This window comes from Pseudomonas sp. YJ42 (genome assembly GCF_047225135.1).
GTDB classification, from domain to species: Bacteria; Pseudomonadota; Gammaproteobacteria; order Pseudomonadales; family Pseudomonadaceae; genus Stutzerimonas; species Stutzerimonas stutzeri_E.
This window is the reverse complement of sequence record NZ_CP178378.1, coordinates 179,136-203,294: the sequence shown is the minus strand read 5'-3', so window position 1 is coordinate 203,294 and position 24,159 is coordinate 179,136. Positions and strand designations below refer to the sequence as shown.

Annotated in this window: 19 protein-coding genes and 1 pseudogene; 15 read left to right on the top strand and 5 right to left on the bottom strand. The window is 62.6% G+C overall.

What is annotated here, in order from left to right; genetic code table 11:
* Nucleotides 1-47 precede the first annotated feature (47 nt).
* From ACL0K2_RS00955 to ACL0K2_RS00940, 4 genes are all read left to right on the top strand, one after another.
* Nucleotides 48-1,133, top strand: coding sequence for a TRAP transporter substrate-binding protein (locus ACL0K2_RS00955; protein WP_413043560.1), 1,086 nt, complete (start codon nt 48-50; stop codon nt 1,131-1,133).
* Nucleotides 1,134-1,324: 191 nt separating this feature from the next.
* Nucleotides 1,325-1,939, top strand: a complete 615-nt coding sequence (locus ACL0K2_RS00950) for a TRAP transporter small permease subunit (protein WP_045162066.1) — start codon at nt 1,325-1,327, stop codon at nt 1,937-1,939.
* A 16-nt stretch (nt 1,940-1,955) separates the two neighbouring features.
* Nucleotides 1,956-3,323 (top strand): TRAP transporter large permease, encoded by a 1,368-nt coding sequence (locus tag ACL0K2_RS00945; RefSeq protein ID WP_413043559.1) that lies wholly within the window; start codon nt 1,956-1,958, stop codon nt 3,321-3,323.
* A 333-nt stretch (nt 3,324-3,656) separates the two neighbouring features.
* Nucleotides 3,657-5,141: a sigma-54 interaction domain-containing protein gene (locus ACL0K2_RS00940; RefSeq protein ID WP_413043558.1), complete on the top strand. Its 1,485-nt coding sequence runs from the start codon at nt 3,657-3,659 to the stop codon at nt 5,139-5,141.
* A gap of 233 nt (nt 5,142-5,374) precedes the next feature.
* Here the strand turns inward: ACL0K2_RS00940 and ACL0K2_RS00935 are convergent, their stop codons facing one another.
* On the bottom strand, nt 5,375-6,145 hold the full coding sequence (locus ACL0K2_RS00935) for a 3-hydroxybutyrate dehydrogenase (RefSeq protein ID WP_045161917.1): 771 nt from the start codon (nt 6,143-6,145) through the stop codon (nt 5,375-5,377).
* A gap of 390 nt (nt 6,146-6,535) precedes the next feature.
* Between ACL0K2_RS00935 and ACL0K2_RS00930 the strand changes: the two genes are divergently transcribed.
* From ACL0K2_RS00930 to ACL0K2_RS00895, 8 genes are all read left to right on the top strand, one after another.
* Complete coding sequence (locus ACL0K2_RS00930; RefSeq protein WP_413043557.1) at nt 6,536-6,691, top strand: hypothetical protein; 156 nt, start codon at nt 6,536-6,538, stop codon at nt 6,689-6,691.
* A gap of 120 nt (nt 6,692-6,811) precedes the next feature.
* On the top strand, nt 6,812-7,465 hold the full coding sequence (locus tag ACL0K2_RS00925) for a hydrolase (protein ID WP_413043556.1): 654 nt from the start codon (nt 6,812-6,814) through the stop codon (nt 7,463-7,465).
* A 65-nt stretch (nt 7,466-7,530) separates the two neighbouring features.
* Nucleotides 7,531-7,935: a DoxX family protein gene (locus ACL0K2_RS00920; RefSeq protein WP_413043555.1), complete on the top strand. Its 405-nt coding sequence runs from the start codon at nt 7,531-7,533 to the stop codon at nt 7,933-7,935.
* 19 nt (nt 7,936-7,954) lie between these two features.
* Nucleotides 7,955-8,971 carry an alpha/beta hydrolase gene (locus tag ACL0K2_RS00915; RefSeq protein ID WP_413043554.1) on the top strand — a complete coding sequence of 339 codons (1,017 nt, stop codon included), beginning with the start codon at nt 7,955-7,957 and terminating at the stop codon, nt 8,969-8,971.
* A 126-nt stretch (nt 8,972-9,097) separates the two neighbouring features.
* A complete protein-coding gene (locus ACL0K2_RS00910; protein ID WP_413044416.1) occupies nt 9,098-9,661 on the top strand; it encodes an antibiotic biosynthesis monooxygenase in 564 nt (187 codons plus the stop codon).
* A 154-nt stretch (nt 9,662-9,815) separates the two neighbouring features.
* Nucleotides 9,816-11,654: an amidohydrolase gene (locus tag ACL0K2_RS00905; protein WP_413044415.1), complete on the top strand. Its 1,839-nt coding sequence runs from the start codon at nt 9,816-9,818 to the stop codon at nt 11,652-11,654.
* 115 nt (nt 11,655-11,769) lie between these two features.
* Nucleotides 11,770-12,720, top strand: a complete 951-nt coding sequence (locus ACL0K2_RS00900) for a GlxA family transcriptional regulator (RefSeq protein WP_413043553.1) — start codon at nt 11,770-11,772, stop codon at nt 12,718-12,720.
* Between the two features lie 200 nt (nt 12,721-12,920).
* Nucleotides 12,921-13,382: a helix-turn-helix domain-containing protein gene (locus ACL0K2_RS00895; protein WP_413043552.1), complete on the top strand. Its 462-nt coding sequence runs from the start codon at nt 12,921-12,923 to the stop codon at nt 13,380-13,382.
* Here ACL0K2_RS00895 and ycaC read toward each other — a convergent pair.
* The 4 genes and pseudogenes from ycaC to ACL0K2_RS00875 all read right to left on the bottom strand — a co-directional run.
* On the bottom strand, nt 13,369-13,992 hold the full coding sequence (gene ycaC / locus ACL0K2_RS00890; protein ID WP_413043551.1) for an isochorismate family cysteine hydrolase YcaC: 624 nt from the start codon (nt 13,990-13,992) through the stop codon (nt 13,369-13,371). The genes ACL0K2_RS00895 and ycaC overlap by 14 nt on opposite strands.
* A 25-nt stretch (nt 13,993-14,017) precedes the next feature.
* On the bottom strand, nt 14,018-15,604 hold the full coding sequence (locus ACL0K2_RS00885; RefSeq protein ID WP_413044414.1) for an MFS transporter: 1,587 nt from the start codon (nt 15,602-15,604) through the stop codon (nt 14,018-14,020).
* A gap of 15 nt (nt 15,605-15,619) precedes the next feature.
* Nucleotides 15,620-16,438: an alpha/beta fold hydrolase gene (locus ACL0K2_RS00880; protein ID WP_413043550.1), complete on the bottom strand. Its 819-nt coding sequence runs from the start codon at nt 16,436-16,438 to the stop codon at nt 15,620-15,622.
* Between the two features lie 456 nt (nt 16,439-16,894).
* Nucleotides 16,895-17,101 (bottom strand): annotated as a pseudogene (locus ACL0K2_RS00875) (LysR family transcriptional regulator); the annotation flags it as partial.
* Nucleotides 17,102-17,284: 183 nt separating this feature from the next.
* On the opposite strand from ACL0K2_RS00875, the gene ACL0K2_RS00870 reads away from it, so the two are divergent.
* From ACL0K2_RS00870 to ACL0K2_RS00860, 3 genes are read left to right on the top strand one after another with little or no spacing between them, the layout of a single operon-like run.
* On the top strand, nt 17,285-18,259 hold the full coding sequence (locus tag ACL0K2_RS00870; RefSeq protein WP_413043549.1) for a response regulator: 975 nt from the start codon (nt 17,285-17,287) through the stop codon (nt 18,257-18,259).
* A 51-nt stretch (nt 18,260-18,310) separates the two neighbouring features.
* Nucleotides 18,311-18,676 carry a response regulator transcription factor gene (locus ACL0K2_RS00865; RefSeq protein ID WP_413043548.1) on the top strand — a complete coding sequence of 122 codons (366 nt, stop codon included), beginning with the start codon at nt 18,311-18,313 and terminating at the stop codon, nt 18,674-18,676.
* Nucleotides 18,673-24,144 carry an AAA family ATPase gene (locus ACL0K2_RS00860; RefSeq protein ID WP_413043547.1) on the top strand — a complete coding sequence of 1,824 codons (5,472 nt, stop codon included), beginning with the start codon at nt 18,673-18,675 and terminating at the stop codon, nt 24,142-24,144. Before ACL0K2_RS00865 ends, ACL0K2_RS00860 begins: the two co-directional genes overlap by 4 nt.
* The last annotated feature ends 15 nt before the right edge of the window (nt 24,145-24,159 follow it).

Genomic DNA, 24,159 nt, shown 5'->3' with positions numbered 1-24,159 from the left:
GCTGCACCTTCTGGTTATCCAAAACAACAAAAACAAGGAAACCTGCGATGTCAGTAAAGAAAAAGCTATCCCGCCTCGCCTGTGCCATTGGCGCAACCACACTTCTCAGCGCCACCCTGTTAAGTGGAAACGCGATGGCCGCCGAGAAGATTCGCTGGCAGGTGCCGTTGGCCTTTCCATCCCATCTCGTCGGCCTGACCACGCCGGTCAAGCACCTGTCCGAGTCGCTCAAAGCGATTTCCGGTGGCGATATTCAGCTGCGCTATTACGAACCCGGCGAACTGGTCCCGCCATTCGAGATCATGGATGCGGTGAGCAACGGCAAGTATCCGGCCGGCTACACCTGGATCGGCTACGACCAAGGCACCATCCCAGCGCTGCCGCTCTACTCCGGTGCGCCCTTCAATATGGAGCCGCCAGCATATCTGGCCTGGTACTACGAGGGTGACGGCAAAAAACTGCTCGAAGAGATCTACGCCAAGCGCAACATCCACCCCATGCTGTGCAGCATCATCGGCCCGGAAGGCGCCGGTTGGTTCGCCAAGCCGATCGAGAAGCTGGAAGACATCGACGGCCTGCGCATCCGCTTCGCCGGTATCGGCGGCAAAGTGCTGGAGAAGCTCGGCGCCTCGGTCACCATGATTCCAGGTGGCGAGATCTATCAAGCATTGGAACGCAAGACCATTGATGCCACCGAGTTCTCGCAGCCGGCGATCGACAAGATGCTGGGCCTGGATCAGATCATCAAGAACTACATCATGCCGGGCTGGCACCAGACGTTGACTACCTCACACCTGCTGGTGAACAAGGGCGTGTGGGACAAGCTGGAGCCGCAGAGCCGTGCGCTGATCGAGATGGGCTGTGAATCCGCCACGCTCAAGGGCTTCGCCGAAAGCGAGTGGGCCCAACCGACCGCACTGGGCGACTACGAGAAGCAGGGTGTGGAGGCTCAGGTGCTGCCCGAAGAAGTGTTGCGCGAGCTTGAACGCGTAACCAACGAGGTGCTCGACGAACTCGCCGCCAACGACGAAACATTCAATCGAGTCCTGACCAGCCAGCGCGCGTTCATGAAGCATCACTCGGTCTGGCACAGCAAGGGCTATCTGCCACGCGATTACTACCAGTACGACTGATCGCTGCGCACTGACTCCGGTGCCCTGATAAGTAGGTGCGTCAGTCAGGTTCGAATGCTCGAGCCCCGATCAGGCGTTTCGATCGAGGCGTCAGGCAGCGAAACTCGTTGACCTAGCCAACCAACCAGGGCGCTGACGGCACGGCTTCGGTCGTGCCATTTCTTCATGAGTGCCGGATTACCGAGGTGGCCGTGTCCGTTCTTCCCGTTTCCCCTGACGATGCAGTGCCCACCGCCCATGCGGATGCACTGCCGCACAACAAATTTTCCCATTGGCTGGACAAGGCGCTGGTCGCCATCGGCGAAGCCAGCGCCTGGATCTGGCTGCTGGTGCTGGCGGTGGTGCTGACCAACGTCTTCAGTCGCTTCGTGCTGTCGCGCGGCTCGATCGCACTGGAAGAGCTGTCCTGGCACCTGTTCGGCGCGGCTTTGATGCTCGCGCTCGCCTATGCCGTGGTGCGTGATGACCATGTACGCGTCGATGTGCTACGCGAAAAATTCACCCTGCGCAGCCAGGCCATCATCGAGCTGCTATCCATCCTGTTCCTGGCTCTGCCGATCGTGCTGCTGATGGTGGATGCGCTGATTCCCTTCGCCTACCAGGCCTTCATCCACAACGAGCGTTCGCAGGCGCCGAGCGGCCTGCCGCACCGTTTCATCTTCAAGAGCGTGTTGCCGCTGGGCCTGACCCTGGTCGCCCTGGCCCTGCTGTCGCGGGCCACGCGTTGCAGCACCTTGCTGTTCAATTTCCCGCGGGCGTTGTCAGCCCCGACGAATGACCGCAACCGCGGCCATTCGCAGCCCTGATGGAGTAGTCGTAGTCATGGGTCTGGAACAAATTCTCGTCATCAGCATGTTCGCCTCGTTCATGGGGCTCCTGCTGCTTGGTTTCCCGGTGGCCTGGTCGTTGGCCGGCACCGGACTGCTGTTCGCCGTATTAGGCCATGTGCTGATCGAACACTTCGATGCCGACCTTTGGTTCACCTGGGACGGCACCATCGGCGTGCTCGATGCGCGCATCTACGGCATCGTCGCCAATGAACTGATGGTCGCCCTGCCGCTGTTCATCTTCATGGGCATCATGCTCGACCGTTCCGGCATCGCCGAGCGTCTGATGCACAGCCTGGTACGGGTCCTCGGTCCGTTGCGCGGTGGCTATGCAGTCACGGTGGTGCTGGTGGGCATCCTCCTGGCCGCCTCCACCGGCATCGTCGGCGCTTCGGTGGCACTTTTGGGCATGCTCTCGATCGGCCCGATGCTACAGGCCAAGTACAACAAGAGCCTGGCCGTCGGCACCGCCTGCTCGGTAGGCACCCTGGGGATCCTGATCCCGCCGAGCATCATGCTGGTGTTGATGGCCGACCGCCTCGGCACTTCGGAAGCCTCGGTGGGCAAACTGTTCATGGGTGCGCTCATCCCCGGGATGATGCTGGCGCTGATGTACATCCTCTATATCGTCATCGCATCCTGGCTGAAAAAGGATTTCGCGCCTGCACCGGCCAACCGCTCGAAGCTCGACGCCCGCGCACTGCTCGACGTGTTCTGGGCCGTGGTGCCGCCCTTCGTGCTGATCCTCGCCGTGCTCGGGTCGATTTTCTTCGGTATCGCTACTACCACCGAAGCCTCCGCCGTCGGCGCGTTCGGCGCGGTGCTGATGGCGGCCTGCAGTCGCCGTCTGAACATGGCCGTGTTCAAGGAGGCGCTCTATCAGACCAGCCGCACCTCAGCCTTCATTTTCGGCATATTCATCGGTGCCACGGTGTTCGCCGCCGTGCTGCGCGGCCTAGGTGGAGACGACGTGATTCGCGCGGCACTCACCGGCCTGCCCTTCGGCCAGACCGGGGTGCTGCTGACGGTGCTGTTGATCACCTTCCTGCTGGGATTCTTCCTGGACTGGGTGGAGATCACCCTGATCATTCTGCCGCTGGTGGCACCGGTGCTGTTTTCCATGGGTGTCGACCCGCTGTGGTTCGCGATTCTGTTCGCGCTGTGCCTGCAGACCTCGTTCCTGACGCCACCGGTGGGTTTTGCGCTGTTCTACATCAAGGGTGTATGCCCGCCCGAAGTGACCACCCGCGACGTGTATTTTGGGGTACTGCCCTACATCCTGATCCAGTTGATCGGTCTGGCACTGGTGTTCTTCTATGCGCCTCTGGCCACATGGCTGCCCAACGAGGTGTACGCCCAGTAAAAACTACCTGCGTTGGCAATACTGCGTTGAAACCGGCCTCAGAAAGCCGCTTGCGGCTAACGCGCTTTAGCGCGGCCCGGAGGGCGAACGACGTGAGTAATGCTCATTTACATAAAGTAAACTCGTACGCGAGCTCGGTCCGCTTCTTCGGCCGTTTGACTCGCTGCGCTCGCCCTTCGGGCCAGCCTTCGGCTGTTACTCCCGCTGGTCGTTGCGCCTTGTCTTGCCTGCCTCGCTAACGTTTTTCCAGCCTAGCTGCTCCGGCCCGGCTACCTTGCTTGAGGCAGCCGGGGCCTCCCATAATCGGCCGAACCCAAACGGATTTCTCTGCCCATGGCGATTGCGCGCAACGACCTCGACCACAACGGCCTGATCATCGGCGTTTCGCCGGAGCGTTTTCGCGCGGTGGCGATGCCGTTGCTGTTCGATCACCTCAATGCGCAATGCGAAGGCACCATCGCGGTCAACCGCCAGGCGCGCATCGTCTGGATCAATGACAAGTACGCCGAGAAGGTCGGCATCAGCGATCCGCGTAGCGTGCTCGGCAAGGAGATCGAGGAAGTGCTGCCGGCCAGTCGTCTGCGCGAGGTGGTGGAAAGCGGCCTGCCGAGCATGCTCGACCTGATGGCATTCGGTGACGAACATTTCGTGGTGACCCGTATCCCGCTGCGTGACGAGGACGGCACGCTCGTGGGCGCGCTGGGGTTCGTCCTGTTCGACCGGGCGCAGCATCTCAAACCGCTGATGTCCAAATTCAACATCCTGCAGACTCAGCTGGTCGCCACCCAGAACGAGTTGGCCAAGGCCCGCCGCGCGCGCTACACCATTGCCGGTTTCATCGGCACCAGCCCCGCCGCCAGCGAGGTCAAGCGCCAGGCCCGGCGCGCCGCACAGCTCGATGCCACGGTGCTGATCCGTGGCGAAACCGGGACCGGTAAGGAATTGCTGGCCCAGGGCATCCACAACCTGTCGCCGCGCGCTAACGGCCCCTTCGTCGCGGTCAACGTCGCGGCCATTCCCGAAACCCTGGTGGAAGCGGAGCTTTTCGGCACCGCACCCGGTGCCTTTACCGGCGCCGATCGCAAGGCACGGATCGGCAAGTTCGAAGTCGCCAACGGCGGTACCTTGTTCCTCGACGAAATCGGCGATCTGCCCATGGCGCTGCAGGCAAAGCTGCTGCGTGTATTGCAGGAACAGGAAATCGAGCCGCTCGGTTCCAACCAGGTCAAACCACTCAACGTACGGGTGATCGCGGCCACCCATATCGATCTGGAAGCCAAGGTCGCCACCGGGCAGTTTCGCGACGACCTCTACTACCGGCTCAATGTTCTCGCTCTCAAGGTGCCGTCACTGCGCGAACGTGCCAGCGATATCCCGGCCCTGGTCGAACACCTGCTCGATGACATCGCTAATCGATCCGGCCAGGCGCCGATGGAGCTCACCGCCGACGCCGTGGCGCTGCTCTGCGGGCAACCCTGGCGTGGCAACGTGCGCGAATTGAGCAACCTGCTGGAGCGCGCACAACTGAACGCCGACGGTCTGCCGCTGGAGTCGAGGCATCTGCTGCCCCTGCTTGGCGAGCAGACCCACCGGGTCGCACCGCCGGCGGAGCGAGCATTGTCCGCGGTCGAACTGCCCACGCTGGAAGATTCGCCCTTGCAGCTGCTGGCCGAAAGCGTTGCACAGGCCGAGCGCCGCGCACTGCAACATGCGCTGCGCGCCTGCAAGGGCAATCGCCGCCGTGCCGCTGTCGAACTGGGAATTTCTCGAGCGAGCTTGTATTCCAAGCTTCAACTGCATGGATTGAGCGAGCGGTAGGTCGCTGCGATAGCCACGCGGACCCAGCCGCGTCGCATGCGAGCCGTGAGTTCGAATCTCACCGCCCCATCACTTATGGATTATCGGCCCTTCTGCTATTTTCGGTTGCTTTGGCCTCTGCGGAGCCAGATACGCATCGCTGGCGCGATGCACTCCAGCGGCGTGGCCATGCAGGAGCGCAGGCACGGACCGGCCGTGCCGACGGCAGCCATGGGTTTCGCCGCGCTAGTCGATCATTGCGCCAGCCAGCCGCCATCCACGTTCCAGGCCGCCCCGCGCACCTGCCGAGCGGCATCGCTACAGAGAAACAGCGCCAGGTCACCCAGCTCTTCAGGCGTGACGAAATCCAGCGAGGGCTGTTTCTCCATCAGCAGCTCACGGGTCGCTCGGCTCGGGTCGCCATGGACCTGCGCCTTGCTATCGATCTGCTGTTGCACAAGTGGCGTCAGTACCCAGCCGGGGCAAAGCGCGTTGCAGGTAATTCCAGTGGTTGCCGTTTCCAGCGCAACCGTTTTGGTCAGCCCGATCACACCATGCTTGGCCGCCACGTAAGCAGCTTTCTGCGCGGAGGCCACCAGGCCATGTACAGAGGATATGTTGATGATCCGCCCCCAGTTGCGCTCACGCATGCCCGGTAATACCAGGCGCATGGTATGGAACACCGAGGACAGATTGATGGCGATGATGCTGTCCCAGCGCTCGACCGGGAATTTCTCGACCGGAGCGACATGCTGGATGCCTGCATTGTTGACCAGCACATCAAGGGAACCGAAATCACGCTCGGTCTGGCTGACCATGTCGCCGATCTGTTCAGCATCGGATACATCGGCCGGGTGGTGCAGCACGCGCGTGCCGTACCTGGACACTTGGGCGACAGCCGCCTCCACATCGCCGAAGCCGTTGAGCATCACGCTGGCGCCCGCCTCCGCCAGTTTGCAGGCGATGCCCAGGCCAATGCCACTGGTCGAACCGGTGACCAGGGCGGTTTTGCCTTTCAAGATCATGGCTGTCTCCGATAACGGCGAATGACGGTCAGGGCATTGGTGCAGAAGGCACCTTGCTGACAATCAGAATAGCGGCTGCCACGAAGGGCGCTGTGCGGGGCTATGGCAAAGCGGGACGGCATATGGCCGGCGGTCGCTCCCCCAGAACGTTCGAGTAAGGCATTCATGCAGTTTTCCTTATTGTTCTAATCACCCGCACTCCAGTCGGCCCCGCGTTGCGGTGCGACTGGGATAACAAGCGGGACAGTGGGAAACCAAGAGCGAAAGCCGTGCCAAGCTTAACCGAGCGCCGACGAACACCCGAATTGCACGGGTTGGGTGCGGCAGAGTCAGTCCCTCGCTGGCCTGGTCCACCGGATCCGCCAAGCCGAGATGTCTAGAAAATTGAACATGCTCACCAGCCAGCACACTTTTGTCGAAAGCAATGTCCTGCAAGCTGGACAGAGCGCCGGCGCCACGCGATGGGAAACCAATTCTCTGCTGTCGAAATCGGCGAGCGACGCGAAGCATATGACGCACGACACCAAATATCTGGCTTCGATGTGATTCAAGCATCTCGCAACTAATCCTCACATCCGTTCCAAAACAGCACGTGCCTGCAAGCTCGGCCATGGCTTGCCGCTCAGACTCCTCCTTACTCAATCCAACAACCACGAGGACGCTGTCATGGCCTTCGCTAAAGCTGAACCTGGCAAGACATTGCTGGACGCTAGCAACCACACCCTGATCATGATCGACCATCAGTCGCAGATGGCCTTCGCCACCAAGTCGATCGATGCCGTGTCGCTGCGCAACAACGCGGCTTTGGTCGCCAAGGCCGCCCGCGAATTCAAGGTGTCGACCATTCTCACCACGGTTGCCGAGAAGAGCTTTTCCGGCCCGATCTTCGACGAGATCAAATCGGTCTTTCCGGAACAGCACGTGATCGACCGCACCACCATGAACACCTGGGAAGACGGACGTATTTCCGAGGAAGTCAACGCGTTCGGCAAGCCCAAGATCGTCCTGGCCGGCCTCTGGACCTCGGTATGCATCGTCGGACCGGCGCTGTCGGCACTGGACCAGGGCTTCGAGGTGTACGTGATCGCCGACGCCTGTGGCGATGTCTCCACCGAAGCCCACGACATGGCCATGCAGCGCATGATCCAGCTCGGCGCGCGGCCGATGACCTCGCTCCAGTACCTGCTCGAACTGCAGCGCGACTGGGCCCGCGGCGAAACCTATGACGAAACGGTCAAGACCGCTATCGCGAACGGCGGCGCTTATGGCCTCGGCCTGATCTACGCCAAGAGCATGTTCAACGCCTCCGAAGGCCATTGAGCGGCAGCCCGACCCACTCTGGGTCGGGCTACTTCCACCCAACCAATTGATCTTAGGAGCACGGCATGAACCTTCGTTCGACCGATGCGGCGCTGCTGTTCCTGCGTCTGACCGGGTCGGCCCTGCTGCTATTTGTGCACGGCCTGCCCAAGCTGCTCGATTTTGCACATGAATTGACGCTTATCGAGGACCCGCTTGGGCTCGGTGCACCACTGACGCTGAGTCTGGCCATCTTCGCCGAGGTGTTGTGCCCGCTGCTAATCGCAGTGGGGCTGTTCACCCGCGCGGCATGCGTACCGATTCTCGTGCTGTTGCTGATTTCGCTGCTGCTGGTCCATCCGCAATGGACCCTGGCCGAGGGTCAGTTCGGCTGGCTGCTGCTGATTCTGTTCACCACCGTGCTGCTCGCCGGCCCCGGACGCTACGCCGTCCGCCTGCGATTGGCGGCGCGCCACCCCTTGTTCGCTTGACCGAAATGGAGTTCCACCGATGAAACCCACCGCGCACCTGCTTGGCGCCCTCGTCATGAGTAGTTCACTCGCCACATTCGCCGCCGGAAGCCCCGGCGTCGAACACCAGACCCAAGCCTTTCTTGACGCCCTCGCCGCAGGCGGCGGCCAGCCGCTGGAAACCCTCTCGCCGAAGGATGCCCGAGCGGTATTGACCGGCGCACAGGCAGGCATCCAGGTCGACACCTCCGGCGTCGCCGTCGAGGACAAGACCATCAAGGTTGACGGCCAGTCGATCAAGCTGACCGTCGTCCGCCCGGAAGGCGCGTCGGGCACGCTGCCCGCGTTCATGTTCTTCCACGGCGGCGGCTGGGTGCTGGGCGACTACCCGACTCATGCGCGACTGATTCGCGATCTGGTGGTCAATTCCGGTGCAGCGGCCGTCTATGTCGACTACACCCCGTCGCCCGAGGCGCACTACCCCACCGCGATCAACCAGGCATACGCCGCGACCCGTTGGGTGGCCGAGCACGGCAAGGAAATCAAGGTCGACGGCAAGCGCCTAGCGGTCGCCGGTAACAGCGTCGGCGGCAACATGACCGCCGTCGTGGCGCTGATGGCCAAGGAAAAGGGCACGCCTGCTCTGAAGTTCCAGCTGCTGCTATGGCCGGTCACCGACGCCAACTTTAACAACGCTTCCTACAATCAATTCGCCCAGGGCCACTTCCTAACCAAACCGATGATGGAATGGTTCTGGAACAGCTACACCACCGACGCAACGGAGCGCGCGCAAATTCACGCCTCGCCGCTACGAGCTACCACCGAGCAACTGAGCGGCCTGCCGCCAGCGCTGGTGCAGACCGCTGAGTTCGACGTTCTGCGCGATGAAGGCGAAGCCTATGCACGCAAGCTGGACGCCGCCGGCGTGACCGTCACCTCGGTGCGATACAACGGGATGATTCACGACTTCGGCCTGCTCAACGTCCTGGCCACAGTACCGGAAGTGCAATCAGCCATGCGTCAGGCCGGCGATGCCCTGCGCCAGCATCTGAAGTGATTTCGATTCGGGCGGACCGCCTGCCGCGACTCGCCCGCCCCTTCGAACTGGCTGGAGCATCTCGCCATGAGTGATTCCAACATAAGCGTTTCCAGCGGGCCTGCTTGCGAACAATGCCTGTCCGATATGAGTGCATCTCAGGCCCATGACCTGGTCACGCTGCTGGTACGCCATCGCGTCCAGCATGGCCGACACAGCGACTACGAACGCTGGCTACGTCGCACCGTCACCACCGCAGCCGGTTATCCCGGTCACCTCGGGGTAGACGTGATTCGCAGCGAAGCCGACGGTAACCACCTGTTCACCTCGGTGCTGCGCTTCGCCAACCCAGCACAACTGCAGGCCTGGCTCGAGTCGGATGATCGTCGCCAGCTGATCGCCGAGGTCGGCCCGCTACTGGCCGATGGTGACGTCACGGAGATCAACCAGGCCCGCGAGTTCTGGTTCAACCCGACCGAAAGCGGCTTCGTGCCGCCACGCTGGAAACAGGCGTGCATCACTTTCCTGGTCATCCTTCCGCTGAGCCTGCTGGTTCCGTACCTGTGGCAGCCGGCATTCGCTGCCCTGCCCTGGCTTGGCGGTTACCTGGCCAGCAACGTCGTGATCACGCTGAGCATCGTGTTGCTCGTCGTTTACCTATTCATGCCACGCGTCACTCGCTGGTTCGCCGGCTGGCTGAACGCGCATTGAAGAGCCAGACATCATGTCCCAACGACCCTTCGACCCGGACCGCCGCCGATTCCTTGCCACCGGCTCGCTGCTTGGTGCGGCCGGTGCGCTCTGGTCCACCTTGCCGTTTGCAGGCACTGCTGGCGGTTCCAAGTCCTTTCCCTCAGGAGCGCATATGAACGCAGATCTGATCCTCCACAATGGTCGCATCCACACGGTCGACCCCGAAAAACCCCAAGCCACCGCGGTGGCGATTCGGGGTGGCAAGTTCGTGGCCGTTGGCAGCGATGCTGAGGTTATGGCGCTGCGTGGCGCCGGCACTCAGATCGTCGATCTGCAAAAGCGCACGGTTGTTCCCGGGCTGATCGACTCGCACCTGCATTTGATTCGCGGCGGGCTTAACTACAACCTCGAGCTGCGCTGGGAAGGCGTGCCTTCGTTGGCCGATGCCTTGCGCATGCTAAAGGCGCAAGCCGAGCGCACGCCTTCACCGCAGTGGGTGCGCGTCGTCGGCGGCTGGAACGAATTCCAGTTCGCCGAGCGGCGCATGCCGACGCTCGAGGAGATCAACCAGGCCGCGCCGGACACGCCGGTATTCATCCTCCACCTCTACGATCGAGCCCTACTCAACCGGGCCGCGCTGCGCGTGGTCGGCTACGACCGCAACACGCCGAACCCACCGGGCGGCGAGATCGTCCGCGATTCGGCCGGCAACCCTACCGGGATGCTGATCGCCCGACCGAACGCGATGCTGCTTTACTCCACGCTGGCCAAAGGGCCGAAGCTGCCGCTGGAATACCAGGTCAACTCGACCCGGCAGTTCATGCGCGAGCTCAACCGACTGGGCGTCACCAGCGCCATCGATGCAGGGGGCGGTTTCCAGAATTACCCGGACGATTACGAAGTGATCGAGCAACTGGCCAAGGAAGGTCAGCTCAGCGTGCGCATCGCCTACAACCTGTTCACCCAGAAGCCCAAGGAAGAGATCGAGGACTTCAAGCGTTGGACCGGTTCGGTCACCTACGGCCAGGGCACCGATTTTTTCCGCCACAACGGTGCGGGCGAAATGCTGGTGTTCTCCGCGGCCGACTTCGAAGACTTCCTCGAGCCGCGTCCGGACCTGCCAGGGAACATGGAAGCTGACCTGGAGCCAGTAGTGCGCCTGCTCGTCGAGAACCGCTGGCCGTTCCGGCTGCACGCCACCTATGACGAATCCATCAGTCGCATGCTCGACGTCTTTGAAAAGGTCGACCGCGAAATCCCCTTCAATGGTCTGCCCTGGTTCTTCGATCACGCCGAGACCATAACTCCGCGCAACATCGAACGTGTACGGGCACTCGGCGGCGGCATCGCGATCCAGGACCGCATGGCTTTCCAGGGTGAGTATTTCGTTGATCGCTACGGTGCCAAGGCGGCCGAGCAGACCCCGCCGATCCAGCGCATGCTTGCCGAGGGCGTACCGGTGGGCGCCGGCACCGACGCCACCCGCGTATCCAGCTACAACCCCTGGACCTCCTTGTACTGGCTGGTCAGCGGCAAGACGGTTGGCGGGATGGAGCTTTACCCACAAGGTCTCTCGCGCGATGTCGCCCTACAGCTCTTCACCCATGGCAGCGCCTGGTTCTCGAGCGAGCAAGGCAAGAAAGGCCAGATCCGGGTCGGGCAGCTGGCCGACCTGGTGGCACTGTCGGCAGACTATTTCAGTGTCGACGAAGAACAGATCAAGTGGCTCGAATCGGTGCTGACGGTGGTCGATGGCAAGGTCGTCTACGGCTCCGGCGAGTTTGATCGACTGGCGCCGCCGTCACTGCCGGTGCTTCCGGACTGGTCCCCTGTGGCCATGGTGCCGGGCCACTGGAAGCCTTCGGCGCCGTTGATGACGAGCATCCACCAGTGCAGCGGCCCCTGCGCCGTGCACAGCCACAGCCATGAGCGAGCACGCTTGTCGAAGGTTCCGGTCAGTGACTTCCAAGGATTCTGGGGCGCCTTCGGCTGTTCCTGCTTCGCCTTCTGACCTTGGGCTAGTGTCCCTGCGCGTCGGACCCATCCGGCGCGCAGCGTTTTGCCGTCCGTCAGGCCGGTGCGCTTGCTATGCTTGCGCGTCCCCGTCAGCCGTCGAACGCAGCCTTATGAAGCGTGTAGCCATCGTCCTTTTTGATGACGTCCTATCGCTGGACGTCTTCGGCCCTGCCGAAGTGTTTTCGATTGCCAACCGGTACCTTGCCCCCGCCGATCACTACCAGCTCTGCACCATTGGGGTAGCCGAGGCCGAGATTCGGGCTTCCAATGGCATTCGCCTGCTGGCAGATCACAAGCCCGACGACATTTCAGAGCCGATAGATCTGTTGCTCGTGCCAGGCGGGCCGGGGGCCTACGACGGTGATCATTCGGCGTGGCTACCCTGGCTGCAGCAGGCCTGCGATGCAGCCAGCAGCTATGGCTCGGTTTGCACCGGCGCGTTCATTCTCGGCGCTGCGGGCCTGCTGGATGGTTGCCAGACCGCGACCCATTGGAATTACAGCGAGCGGCTTGCCCGGCGCTTCCCACGCGCACGCGTGGAAACCGACCGGATCTACGTGCGCGACGGCAAGCTGATTAGCTCAGGTGGTGTCACTGCGGGTATCGATATGGCGTTGGCTATCGTCGAGGAGGATCACGGCAAACCCGTAGCGGTCAGCGTGGCCAAGGTGTTGCTGGTGGCGATGAAACGCCAGGGTGGTCAGGCGCAGTTCAGCCCGTTGTTGGCCGATGTGGCCAGGGAGGACTCACCCGTAGCGCGCGCGCAGCAATATGCGCTCGGCAATCTCGAGCAGGAGCTCAGCGTCGATAGCCTGGCCTCAGTCGCAGGACTCAGCCCGCGCCATTTCGCTCGCACCTTTTCCAGCGAGACCAGGATGACCCCGATGGATTTCGTCCATAGCGCACGCGTCGACCGTGCCCGGCAGTTGCTGGAAAGCAGCGACCTGCCCCTCAAGACGATTGCCTATCGCTGCGGATTTCGCAGCGTACGCTGCATGCGCATTCAGTTCTGCGAGCGTCTCGGCTTGACCCCGGCGCAGTATCGCCATCAGTTCGGCTGAGTTGTCCGTATCCGGCCCCACCAAGTCCGTCGACGTCCCTATCCCACCGTTTGCCTAGTCGTACGATGACGCCATCATTGACCCGCTTCGGAATGCCGAGTCGGTCAGTCGGTGGGCTTGTAACGCCCTGTTGAGAGCGAGCCGCACCGCCGCCAGGCGCAAGGCCCGTAGCGCCATCTCGGACAAGGGAGACGCATCGGATGAGCAGTCATGTACGCGCACTTGATCTAGCATCAGTTTCAGGTCGCCGTGATCGGTTATCAGCCTGGCAGGAAGAACGCGCCAAGGCATTGATCGAGGCCAGCCTGGGCCGCAGCCTGTCGATTACTCAACTGGCCCGCGAATGCGCCCTATCCCGTTGTCACTTTTCTCGTGCCTTTCACGGCAGCACCGGTCTTTCACCGCAGCAATGGCTGACCCGCAGACGTATCGAGCGAGCACAACAGCTGTTACTTGGCGACAACCTGCTCACGCGGATTGCCCAGGATTGCGGGTTCGCTGATCAAGCGCACTTCTCTCGCGTGTTTCGCCGCCTGGTTGGCAGCACGCCCAGCCAGTGGCGGCTAGCCGTACTGCAGGACAACCGGGTGGCGAACAAGCGGCCCGGCCAGCGCGCCATCGACGCACCGGCCGGAGACCGTTACCGCGTTACTTACCGATAAGAGTGAAGTAGCTGGTCATCAGGTTGCGGTAGTTGGGGATGTGGTTGGACAGCAGGTTACCCAACCCTTCGATGTCGTTGCGCCAGTCGCGATGCAGCTCACAGGCCACCGAGAACCAGTTCATCAGCTGCGCACCGGATGCGCTCATGCGCGCCCACGCCGCCTGCTGCACCGTCTTGTCGAAGGTGCCGGAAGCGTCGGTGACGACGAAAACCTCGAAGCCTTCAGCGATAGCCGACAGCGTCGGGAAGGCGACACAGACGTCGGTCACCACACCCGCGATGATCAGCTGCTTGCGACCGGTGGCCTTGATCGCCCTGACGAAATCTTCGTTGTCCCAGGCATTGATCTGACCAGGACGTGCGATATAGGGCGCATCCGGGAACATTTCCTTGATCTCCGGCACGATCGGACCGTTCGGGCCCTGCTCGAAGCTGGTGGTGAGGATGGTCGGCAGCTCGAAGAACTTGGCACAAGCGGCCAGCGCCAGCACGTTGTTCTTGAAGTCGCTCGGTGTGAAGTCCTGAACAAGGGAGATCAAGCCGGCCTGATGATCGACCAACAGTACGACGGCATCGTCTTTGTTCAAGCGATTGTAGGGTTTGCTCATGGGTATCTCCTTACTTTGGGATGGGTCAACCGCGCGGCGCGGCCAACATGTGGCGAATCTGAATGGATGTGTTCGGGTCCTGAAAACGACGTGCTTCAGCCTCGATACGTTGTTCAGCGCGGGTTACCCGACCGTGGTGACGCAGGTGCTCAAGCCAGGACTCGTCAAAGAAGAATTCCTGCCAGCGCCGCGGGTCTTCGCTGTCCTGCACCAGGCCCCAGGAAAATGCGCCGTTGCGTGTTCGCATACGCCGAACCTCCTGCATTGCGTGGCGAAAGGCACCGGCATCGGCGGGCGCGATGCAGTAATCGAGAGTAATCATCACCGGGCCGCGTTCCTGGTCGAGCGCGTCGTCGAGCAGCGGCGTTGGCCAGTGCAGCGAGGGCGCCAGGTCATCGGCTTCAGTGGCAGGTAGCGGAAAGCGCCAGCGTGCAAGCACGCCGAGGATCAGCAACCCACCACCACCGGCAAAGGCGGCGGTCAGTGAAAAATGGCTGGCCACGGCACCCCAGGCGATCCCGCCCAGAGCCGAGCTGCCGAAGAACACCAGGATATAAACCGACAGCGCTCGGGCGCGAACCCAGGCTGGCACCGAGGTCTGCGCCGCCAATTGCAGGCTCGACAGCACAGCGATCCAGGCCATGCCGCTGATAAGCATCAGCGGGGCGAGACCCACCAGCGAGCGGATCCAGGCCAGGCCCAGCAAGACGCAGGCGTAGGCCAGGCTGGCGAACAACACGATCTGGTCGCCGCTGTAGCGCACCCGCAGCTTGGAAAGAAACACCGCACCGATCACCGCGCCGAGCCCTACACAGCCGAGCAGTGCGCCGTAATCCAGCGCCGTGCCACCAAGCGCCTGGCGAACCAGAACCGGTAGTAGCGCCATGCCGGCCGAGGCGCCGATGAAGAATGCGGCGGTACGCACCAACACCGCCTGCAACGCGCTGGAACTGCGCGCATAGCGCATACCGGCTCGCATCGCACCGAACAACCGCTCGGCGGGCAGCACCGACTGTTGCGGCGTACGCCGCCAGGCCAGCAGTGCGCCGATCACCGCGAAAAAGGAAACCGCGTTGAGCGCGAAGGTCAGCCAGGGGCCGCTCAGACTGACCAGCACACCGGCAATCGCCGGGCCGATCGCCCTCGCGACGTTGACACCGAGACTCGACAGCGCGACCGCCGCCGGCAGCGATTGTCGATCCACGATCTCCGGCGCCAGCGCGGACCAGGCCGGCATCATCAGCGCGGTGCCGATTCCCATCGAGAAGGTCAGCACCAGCAGCAGCGTCACGCTCATCAACCCGCCCAGCGCCAGCACGGCCAGCAGCAATGCGGTGGTTGCCATCCACAGCTGGACTGCGAGGAGATACCGACGCTTGTCGACAATATCGGCCAGGGCGCCAGCCGGCAACGCCAGCATGAAGACTGGCAGCGCGCCGGCGACCTGCACCAGCGCAACGGCCAGCGGGCTGGCGGACAGCGAGGTCATCAGCCAGCCGGCACCGACCTCGTGCATCCAGGTGCCGATGTTGGAGGCGATGCTCGCCAGCCATAGCCAGCGAAACACCTTGACCCGCAACGGCTGCCATGGCGAAGCCGTCGCGCTGCGCATCTGGTCCATGGCCAGTCAGCTCGCGACGAACGCTAGCAGGTCTTCGTTCAATTGCTGCGCATGGGTTACGGCAAAGCCGTGCGGGGCGCCTTCGTAGACTTTAAGTTGCGCGCCCTCGACCATGGCCGCGGCGAGCTTGCCGGTGGTTTCGAGCGGGACGATCTGGTCGGCATCGCCGTGGATGACCAGCAGCGGCACATCGACCTTGGCCATGTCCGGACGGAAGTCGGTCTCGGAGAAGGCCGTCACGCAGTCCAGCGTGCCCTTGAGCGAGGCCATCAGCGCGATGTTCAGTGTCTGCGTCAGTACGCCGTCGGACACCTGCTGGCCCTGGTTGATGCCATAGAAGGCCGGTGCGAAATCGGCGATAAACTGCGCCCGATCTTTCAGCAGCCCGTCCTTGATGCCAGTGAAGACCGACGCATCAACGCCCTGCGGGAAGTCGGCGCTCTGGCCGAAGATCGGCGTCACCGCGCCGAGCAGCGCCAGCTTGGCGACGCGTGCGGTACCGTGACGGCCGATGTAGCGGGTAACGTCGCCGCCGCCCATGGAGAAACCCACCAGCGTAACGTCGCGTAGGTCGAGGTGCTCGATCAGCTGGGCAATGTCATCGGCGAAGGTGTCGTAGTCATAACCGTTCCACGGCTGGCTGGAGCGGCCGAACCCGCGACGGTCGAACGCGATGGTGCGGTAGCCCCGGCTGCTCAGGTACTCCATCTGGTATTCCCACATATCGGCATCCAGCGGCCAACCGTGGCTGAACAGCACTGGTTTGCCAGTACCCCAATCTTTGAAATAAATCTCGGCGCTATCGCGGGTTACGAACGTGCTCATGAGAAACCTCCAGGTCGGTGTGGAATAGGTCCTCACTATCGGCGCAACGGCAAATCGGGGATTGCACGCATGTGCTGCTTTGCTTTCGGTACCTGCCGCAGCGCTCCGATGCCAGGCAGGCCGCCGGCTTCGAGCGGACGATTGTCGGCTCGAAGCCGACGCTTGCGAGCACATTGCGTCAAAGCAGTGGGAAAGACGCGGCAGGGCAGCAGACCCAGCCGCAAGGTGCGGATTCAAATGGGGTACTGACGAACCGTCAGATCGGTGCGGCCATGGATTGACGAATGTGCTCGCGCAACCAGGTTTCAGCCGGGTCGCTGTCGTAGGCGCCGCCCCCAAACCATCGATAGCTCGGCCTTGTTGATCTCGAAGGGCGCGTCATCTGCACGCAAACTGCCATCGTCGGCAAGGATGCACGCCGCGTAGTCGGGCACGGTGGCGATCATCTCGGTATTACGCCCGCGCGGTTGGCTCCATCTGCCGGCCGCTGCGAATCAACAATGGATCATCGAACGGGTCACGCAAGCGACTCAATGCGGCACTGACGGTCAATTGCGTGATGAACAGTTTTTCACCCACCCGGGTCAGGTTTCGCTCGTTCATCAGGGCTTCGAAAATCACAAGCAGACTCATGTCCAGGTGGCGCAGTTCGCTTCTGTTCATCGGTCGTCCAGGTATGCGGCTGGTCCTGCCATTCGAGCACACCGACACGGACTGTCCTTGAATATTTGTGCTCATTTCCCCTCTCCCATGGTCGCGGTTGAGACCGTCAGATTTCTCTACTAGGGTGCCGATGAGTAGCGGTTGAATAAGCGTGAATATGAGTGAAACAAGGTGAGTAACGGCATGATTCAGCTAGGTGAAGCATGGATCTCCGTAGAGCGGCGCGAAGCGTTCCGCGACGGTGCCCCCGTACGGCTTGGTAGCCGCGCATTCGATATTCTCGAGTCACTGCTTGCAGCCCCCAATCGGCTAGTGACCAAGGAAGAGCTGATCGACGCCGCCTGGCCCGATACCGTGGTCGAGGAAAACAATCTGCAGGTGCAGATCTCGACGCTGCGAAAAGCGCTCGGTCTCGATCGCGATCTGCTGGAAACCGTCTCGCGCCGTGGCTATCGATTGAATCTGGTGCATTCGGTGCCATGCGGTCCGGCAGCAGTCGTAACCGCAACGACCGCCGCGCCGGGCATGGCCGACGTGCATGTGATCGATGACGAACCGGCGGTGCGCGCCGCCCTGGTGCGCCAGTTGCGCGCCGCCGGCATTTCCGCGGTCGGCTATGCCTCGGCAGAAGCCTTCATGCAGGCCTGTACCTTCGATGCGCCAGGCTGCTTGCTACTCGATGTGCGCTTAAGCGAAGGCAGCGGTTTCGATTTGCAGCAAGAGCTCGCCCGGCGCGACGCGCCGTTCCCGATTCTGTTCATGACAGGCTACGGCACCATCGAACTCTCAGTTCGTGCAATGAAGGCAGGTGCCGAAGGCTTCCTCACGAAACCGATCGGCGAAGCGCAACTGCTCGATGCAGTACGTGAAGCCATGTCACGGGCACGTCTGCGCCATGCTCAAAGCCTGCAATTGGCATCGCTACGATCCTGCTTTGCGACCCTGAGCGAACGGGAAAGACAGGTATTCCTGGGCCTCATTGCAGGCCAGTTGAACAAGGAGATCGCTGTCCGACTCGGCCTACAGGAAGTAACGGTCAAGGTGCATAAAAAGCACGTCATGACAAAACTCGGGGCGCGCACTCTGGTAGACCTGGTGCGAGTGGGGCGCGCCCTGGAGTTAATCTCGGATCCCGCGCCCTACGTCCAGACGGCCTGATCGCACAATGCGGATCTTTGCCCCCTGTCCGCTCCCTGTCGAAGGTCGAACATGCCAGTCGTTTGTGTCGTGGATGACGCGCACTCCATCCGCAAGAGTGTCGCCAATTTGCTTAAGTCAGCCGGTTACGAGCCGGTCTGCTTCGAGTCTGCCGATCTGTTTCTGGCTTCCCCCTGGAGGCAACGTGCCGCCTGCGTGCTACTCGATCTATGGATGCCCGGTATGCACGGCCAGGATGTGCTGGTTGTGCTGCATGCAGCCGGTGACAGGGTGCCGGTGATCTGCATGTCGGCGCATGCCAGCGAAGCGATGATCAGCCGGGCCTTGGCCGGCGGCGCCGTGCAATTGCTGAAAAAGCCATTCACCGCCGACGCCCTGATCGAGGCGCTAGGCGCAGTTTTGAAGGGGCGCCCATGAACGTGCCGACACAACTTGCGTCTGCCGTACCGCTGGTAGTGCCGACGGCGATGCCAAGCTTCAACGACGCTTGGCTAGCCCGCCTGCAATGGCACCCTATCGACGGTTGCTGCGAGCTGACCCGTTGGCGCGCGCACGATGCGCCGCTCGGCCGAGGCTGGCTGGTACTGCGTGCCAACCAGCAGTCATCCCTTTGGGGCCTGGCCCGGCTCGATCGAGAGTACGCAATCGGCCCACGTCTCCAGCCCAGCTGGGCCGTGATACCGCTGGCGCGTCTGAGCATGCCGGACGGGCCTGTATTGGTTTTCGACGACGACGGTGGCGTTCCGCTGTCGGCCCTCTCGAGCACGACGCTTCCGATCGATCGCTTTCTTCAGCTCGCCATCGAGGCGTGCGTCGCACTAGCCCAGGCACATCGGCATGGACTGGTTCACCGGGATATCCGCCCGCATAACCTGATACTGAGAAATGACGGCACAGTGAGGTTGACCGGTTTCGCGTTCGCCGCACTGCGCGACGAGTCGCTGGACGAAGGCCTGCCACGCTCCGAGAACAGCCTTCCCTACCTCGCACCGGAACAGGCCGGCCACTCATCGCACGCCGTCTCGCCGCTTGGCGACTTGTATGCCCTAGGCATCAGCCTTTTCGAATTGCTGGCTGGGCAAAAGCCGTTCAGTGCGCAGAATCCGGTGCAATGGCTGCACCAGCACCGTGCGGTCCAGGCACCCTCCATTTTGGTGTCGCGTCCTGGCGTGCCCGCAGCGATCGACGACCTGCTACTGGCCCTGCTGGACAAGCAGCCCAGCCGCCGGCCGGCTAGCGCGGACAGTGTCGCGGCGGAGCTTCAGCGTTGCCTGGGCGAATGGCAGGCAACCGGTAGCGTGCGCCGGGCATTGCCCCGAACGCCCGAAAGTGGAGCCGCGCTGGTCGGACGCAGCGTCGAGCTGACCAGCCTACAGGCGGCACAGGCCCGCTTGAGCCGGGGGCAAGGCGGCGTGGTGTTGATCCATGGCGAGGCAGGCATCGGCAAGACCTCGCTGGTGCGCCAATGGCGCGCCAGCCTGGACAGGGAAGCTATTGCGTTCGCTGGTGGCAAATGCGAGCAGTCACGCCATCGCCTGCCCTACGCGGTCCTCTCTACCGCGCTCGGCTCTTTGTTTGCGCATTTGGCTGGCGGAACGTCGGAAGCCGTACGCCAATGGGGCGAGCAGCTACGAGCAGCCGTCGGCGAGCACGGCGACATGCTTGCGCGGGTCATACCCGAGCTCGAGTGGTTGACCGGTCGACTGCCGCCCGGTAGTAACTGTCCCCCGGTCAGTGAAGCTCGCCGACACCTGCACGGCATGATCCAGCGAGTGCTCGCCGTGCTCGCGACTGATAGCCGGCCGATGGTGCTGTTTCTCGATGACGTTCAATGGATAGACGGTGAATCTCAGGGTTTTCTCAGCGAACTGTCATCGCCTAATTTCAGTCATCTGCTGCTGATCCTGGCCTACCGCGACCGTTGCGAAACGAGCGGCGTCGATTCGATCGCATCCGATGCCCGTTGGTACACGCTGGGGCCGAGAACGCTGAATATTGCGCTGCGGCCGCTGACGCCACGCCACGTTAACGAACTGCTGCAACGCACGCTGGAACTGCAGCCGCAGGAGCATCAGCTGCTGGCCGGCCGCTTGTGCCGGCGCGGCAATGGCAACCCGCTCTATGTGACCCAGTTCGTAGCCATGTTGCGCGATTCCGCGACGTCATGCGTCGCCGCTAACCAGGTCCCGATGCTAAGCGACGTGGCAGCGCTGATGGAGTCACGACTGGAGCAGCTTCCTTCAACTACGCGCGAGGCCCTTGGCGCCCTAGCGATCCTCGGCAATCCCACCCCGCTGGAGAGTCTCGCAACCGTCTGCCAAGTCGGAGTACCGCAGCTGCTAGCTCTGCTGCGCCCCGCCCTTAAAGCCGGTCTGGTCAACGAGCAGCGCGAGGGACTTTCATTCACCCATGATGTTGTCTGGGAGTCGGTACTGGCTCGTATCCCCTGCGTCAGCGAGACGCAAATGCGCGTGGACTTCGCACAAGCGCTGCTGAACCGAATTTCTGCTGACTCCGACTCGGAGACAGTGTTCTGGGTCGCCGCACATGTTCTGCGCGCTGCGAACCTGCCGATGGGCGAAACGCAGAAGGTCGCGTTTCTCGAACTGTTGATCCGCGCGGCACGTCTGGCCATGGCATCCGCGGCTGCCCAGACAGCGCTCGAATACCTGACCACGGCCGAACGGATGGTGGAACCGGATAGCGCAGCGGGCCGCCAAGTGGCCTTGCTGCTCGCACAGGGCCTGATCCTGGGTGCGGACTTGGCCGCTGCCGACCAGCAGATCGCACGCCTTCTGGTCAGTACCGACGATCCGCTGGAGCGTGCCGAGTTCTATCGTCTGCGCTGTGAAATCCACTCTCTGCGGGGCGATTATCGCAGCGCCATCGGCACGGTTATCGAAGGCCTGGCTCTGTTCGACGCCGCCGTGCCGCACGAACCCACCGCACAACAGGCAAAAGAAGCATGGCAGGCCTTGCAGGCAGCGTTGGACGGGCGCCCTGCCGCCCTGTTCACGGAATTGCCCCCTATTACCGACGCCCACGCCCAGGCTGTGCTCGAATTGCTCGCAGCACTGATGATTCCCGGCTCGTTCGTGCAGCCGAACCTGATGCTACTGGCTAGCAGCCGTATCGCCCTGCTCACACTGCATCACGGTATGAGCTCAGCAGGTGTGCTTGGCCTCGCCTGGCTGGGGGTCATCAGTGCCGATCGGTTCGAGCGGTATCGTGAAGGCCTGGAATACACCACCGCTGCGCATGCCATCGCGAGCAAGCCCGGCTATTCCTGCAACCGGACGGCGGTTCTGGTAGCGCTAGACCAGGTCAGTGTCTGGACCCAGCCACTGCCGTTCGCCCTCGAATGTGCCGAAGCAGCCTATCGCACCAGCCTAGACCAAGGCTCGCCAACCTTCGCCTGCTACGCGAACAACCACATCGTCTCCGACCTGCTGGTGATGGGTGCGCCCATCGAGCGCATGCTCCGGCACATCGACACGGGGCTGGTGCTGGCTGGCGACCTGGAATTTCAGGATGCGCAAACCATCCTGCATACCCAGGCACGCTATATCCGCCGGCTGGCCGGCGACGGAACAGGTGGCGTGCCGATACCGCCCGATCTGGAACTGGCACAGCGGGTCGCTGCCAGCCAGATGGGGCCGCTGCGCTTCTGGTGGTTACTGTTCGAGGGGCTGATCCGGCTGCTGGAAGGCGACGCCGAGGCGGCCGCGGTGCAGTTGGACGAGGCCTGGACACTGGCCTGGTCGGCACCGGCGCATGTTCACCTTGTCGACCTGGCGATGTTCACCGTCCTCAACCGTGCCGCGCTGCAGACCTCGACCGGTCAGCCGCAGTCGTTCGACCAACCGATGCATTTGCTGCGTCTGTGGGCCGAACTCAACCCACGCTATTTTGGCGACCGCCTGGCGCTGGCGGAGGCCGAGCTCCTGCGCCTGCAAGGCCGCCCTCTGGAAGCTCTGCGGCGTTTCGACGAGGCTATTGGCATGGCCGAGCAGTGCGCTGCGGTTCATCTTCAGGGCCTCTGTCACGAATTCGCGGCGCGCTGCAATGCCGACCTCGGCCTGACGACCAGCGCCCGCAGCCATCTGCTTCAGGCTCATGATGCCTGGCGTCGCTGGGGCGCCCATGCGCTGGCCAAACAGCTCGAAACCGAACACCCATTTCTTTGTCAGCCCTCCCTCGGGCCGATTGCAGGCCGCACGTTGCCGGGCGGAGCCCAACTGGACATGCTGTCCATCACGCGCGCGTGTCAGGCGCTTTCGCGGGAAATAGAGCCCGACACGCTGGTTTGCACCCTGCTTGAAAATGCCGCCGTGCATGCCGGCGCCACCTACACTGCGCTGCTGCTGCAGGAAGGCGACATCCTGCGAGTCGAAGCGGTGGGCCAGGCCAGGGACAATGGTGTCGGCATCGCCCTTCGCCCAAGTATTCTTCCGGTCGAAGCGGTTCCGCTGAGCCTCGTATTAAGGGTCATGGGTTGTGGCGAGCCGATGGTCTTCGATGGTGCCGAGGCCCTGCGCCGGTTCGGCGAGGATCGCTACCTGGCCGATGTCGAGAATGGTTCGTTGCTGTGTCTGCCGTTGCTCCAACGCAGCGCCGTAATCGGCGTGCTCTATCTCGAAAATCGCCTGACACCGGGAGCCTTCGATCCGACACGCGTCGATGTGCTGCAGCTGCTCGCGGCACAGGCGGCGATATCGCTGAGCACCGCACGGCTGTATACCGACCTGCTTGCGGAAAACCAGCGACGCCGCGAAAGCGAGGGTACCCTCCGACGTACCCAAGCGCTGCTGGCTATTGGTCAGCAAGTCAGTCGCTACGGCACTTTCGTCTGGAAATACCAAAGTGATCGCTCGTTCTGGACTCAACGACTACTCAACGAACTTGGGCTCGTCGTGCCGAAAGACGATTTCTACCGGCACGATCCAGGGGTGCTCGTGCATGCCGAGGATCGCCCCCTGTTCATCCAGGTCCTGGAAGGTGCGACGGTGCGCTTCGAAGCCTTTCGACTGGAGTTCCGTACGGTCTCGCTCGACGGCTCACCGCGGCACCTCGAGCTGGCCGCCGAGCCGGACGGCACCGATGCGTTCATCGGCGTGGTGCTGGATATCACCGAACGGCGCCAGACCGAAACCGCATTGAGGACCGCACGGGCGGAAATGGACCGCACATCTCAGGCCACTATGCTTGGCGAGATGGCCGCTTCGATCGCTCACGAGATCAACCAGCCCCTGGCCTCGATTCTCTCCAATGCCGGCGCCAGCATCCGCTGGCTGGAACGACCGCAGCCCGAGCTCGGCGAAGCGCTGGAGGGGTTGCACGACATCCACACCGAAGGCCAGCGGGCGGCCGACATCGTGCGCGCCATGAGGGCGCTGGCCCGGCAGGCACCGATGGTGCGCAAGCCAATCGCCCTGGACCGGGTCATCCGCCAGGTGGTGGCGATAACCCGCCCCGATCTGGATGACCGCCACATCAGCGTCATGTTGCACATCGGTTCTGGGAGCTCGAGAGGCCTCGTTGAAGGCGACACGGTTCAGTTGCAGCAAGTCATTCGCAATCTGATAACCAATGCCGTCGAAGCCATGCAGGCGCTGCCTCCGCGCACCCGTTACCTGGGCATCCAGATGCAGGTTGCAGCCGGGGACATGCTGGTGATGATCGAGGACTCCGGCCCCGGAGTACCGCTCGACAAACAGGGTCGGATCTTCGAGGCGTTCTTTAGCACCAAGGCGACTGGGATGGGGATGGGCCTTTCGATCTGCTCGTCGATCATCGCTGCTCACGGCGGCAGGCTCGGTTTTACACAAAGCCGCAACGACAGGAGCCTGTTCTACTTCACCCTGCCCCTCTACCGACCTGCCTGAACGCTTAAGGTCGTT